Source organism: Dolichospermum lemmermannii CS-548 (genome assembly GCF_028330815.1).
GTDB lineage: Bacteria > Cyanobacteriota > Cyanobacteriia > Cyanobacteriales > Nostocaceae > Dolichospermum > Dolichospermum lemmermannii.
The window spans coordinates 1-2,681 of sequence record NZ_JAQMTJ010000136.1 but is presented as its reverse complement, the minus strand read 5'-3'; the positions used below and the strand labels follow the sequence as shown (position 1 = coordinate 2,681).

The 2,681-nt window shown below is 37.0% G+C and carries 1 protein-coding gene; it reads right to left on the bottom strand.

The window, feature by feature from the left end:
* Positions 1-2,681: LamG domain-containing protein (locus PN450_RS08870; protein ID WP_271836050.1), on the bottom strand; the 2,681-nt coding region annotated here is incomplete at both ends.

Here is a 2,681-nt window from a genome sequence, read left to right as displayed (position 1 = left end):
TCCATCAGCGATTCTTAAAAATACTTCTCCATTAGGATTTAGATTATAACCATGAGCTACAATATTTCTAAGCCCACTAATGTTATCTAATTTAACCCAAGCTTCTATGGTAATTTTACCAGTAATATTTAAGTTCGTTGGGTTTCCTAAATTAACATAATCATCAATACCATCAAACTTTAAGTGAGTGTTGGTAAAAGTTGCTTTTCCTTCTAATGTTCCAATTACTCCATTGTTAAATTTTAATTGACTACCTTTAGGGATTTCATATTGAGTGTCAAAAGAAGTTTCTGTTTCAAATGTGAACTTTAGCTGAGTTTTTCCAGAAGTAGGAACAAACGTGGTATCTTGGCTAACAGTTTTTAGATTTAAGTCTTCCACCAACTTGTCATCAACAGGAGAAACAATAATATTTGCTTGGATTTCTCCTGGAGCAATTCTGACAGTACCTTCTTTTTGGTTATTTTGGATTCGGTAATCTCCAGGAGTTGTATCCGTATTTAAAGTTGCACTACCACCAACAACTTTATAACCAACCACAATCCCATTACCATCAAGGGGTGCAGGAGCATTTAACTGAACTGTAAAGTAACTTGGTTGACCAAATACTTCAGATGCAGTGGGTCCAGCAATGATTTTGGCTGTGGGTAAATCGTTGTCTTTAATGGTAACGTCGAGTGCGGTTAGGGTTTTACCGTTGGTGGTAACAATGGGTGCAGTCCGATATTGATAATCTGCATCACCAAGAATGAGTTTGTAGTCATTACTGGTAGTGCTATCTTTTCCTGATACCTTGAGTAAGTAATCTCCGGCTTTTAATCCATTTAGTTCAATTCGTTCTTTATTTTCAGTAGTTGAACGAGAATTTTTAATTGTCCCATTGATGAATTTGCCATCCAATTTATTAACGGTACTATCAGTGAGGGTATCTCCTGTACCTTCATTAATTTGATAATAAGCAACTAAACCAGTTTCATTGCCGTTGAGAGTCTTATCTTTGTTGTCTTGGATATCTTGTTGGCTACGTACTGCATTCCAAATACGAACTTCATCAATTTGACCCTTGAAATAATTTTTATTGGCACGATTACCAATGTATAAAGGAGAAGAATTTTGAGTGTTTCCAGTTGTTGTATCAACGGCTGCTCCATTGAGTATACCATCAATATAGAGAGATAAATTCTTACCATTTTTCACAAAAGCTACATGATGGAATTGATTGTCATTGATGGCAATACTAGAAATAATTTTAGGATTATTCGAGCCATCATAGCGTGCAGCTTGAATTTGACCAGAACTGTTTAGATAACGGATAACAAAAGGATAGCCACCGATTTCATTCCATTTTTCAATAATGTCATTATCACCAGTTCTTTTATCTGGTTGATTAGCATCTGCTTTAATCCAAGCTTCGACAGTAAAGTTTTCATTGGTATTGAAATCTATGCTATTGGAATCAGAAATTTCTACATAATCATCTACTCCATCTAAAGTTAGATTGGATGAAGTTGGATACAACTCCAGATTCAGATCGCCTTTAGCATTAGTAAACTGAATTTCTACAAAATCCTTAGCAGTTCCTTGGGTGGGAAGGGTAAACTTATACCAATCCGTATCTGTAATCCTAGAGGTTGAATCTATGCTTAATCCAGTGCGTTCGATTCCTCCGGTAATTTTCCCTAAATCAAGTGCTTTTTCTGGTGTGTTATTCTGCCATTTTGATTCAAAGTCTTTAACATTGCCAGTTTCTACCTTAAACTCAATTTGGCTAGTTTGGAAATATTCAACCACTGAATCATCTACGGCTGTCACTCGCACTGTTTGTGTTTGATTCCAGTTGCTTGCATTAAAGGTGAGGGTAAGGGGTTCGCCAATATCTTCATTATTTAGTTGAAACTGGTCAACTTTGGGAGTCATGATGACCCGGATTTCACCCACTGGCTGACTATTTAGCTTGACAGAATAGACATTTTGTCTTCCTTCTATTACTTGTCCGGGGGGTGTGATGATAATTTTTGCTGTATCGCTATCTTCTGTGTTGGTGAGGGGGATAGGAGCGATCGCTAGTTTATTGTAGTTAGGATCTTCGCTGGTGACAGTGGTAATAATATTGTATGGGACAGTCCCATCGGCGATCGCATCGTTAATTCCCACCACTTGGAAAGTTTGAGGGGTATTCCAGTTAGTTGAATTAAAATTGAGACCGATAAAATCAGAAGGCTCAGAATCAGAATAAGTCCAAGATGTCCCACCTATTAATGTTCCATTCAACTTGTTAATGCTACTATCAGTTAGGATAGTACCAGTACCTTCGTTAGCTCGATAGTAAGCAACTAATCCCGTTTCATTACCATTGAGAGTCTGATTTTGGTTGTTTAGAATTTCTTCTCGGGTACGATTAGTATTCCAAATCCGAACTTCATCTATTTGTCCGTTAAAAAATCTTTCACTTCCATTACTTGTAGTACCTTTAGCTCCAATTGCCCAATTATTACTAACTGAAACCGCACCTGTCGTATTTGAAGTTTTGCTAACTTCTATTCCATTCCGATATAATATCCAATTTGTTCCATCATAAACTCCCGCTAAATGCACCCATTGCCCTTGATCTTCTGTGGGAATTTTATAGATGGTTTTATGATCTGTTCCATCCCAAGAGCCTATCTGATATTCTCCATCAG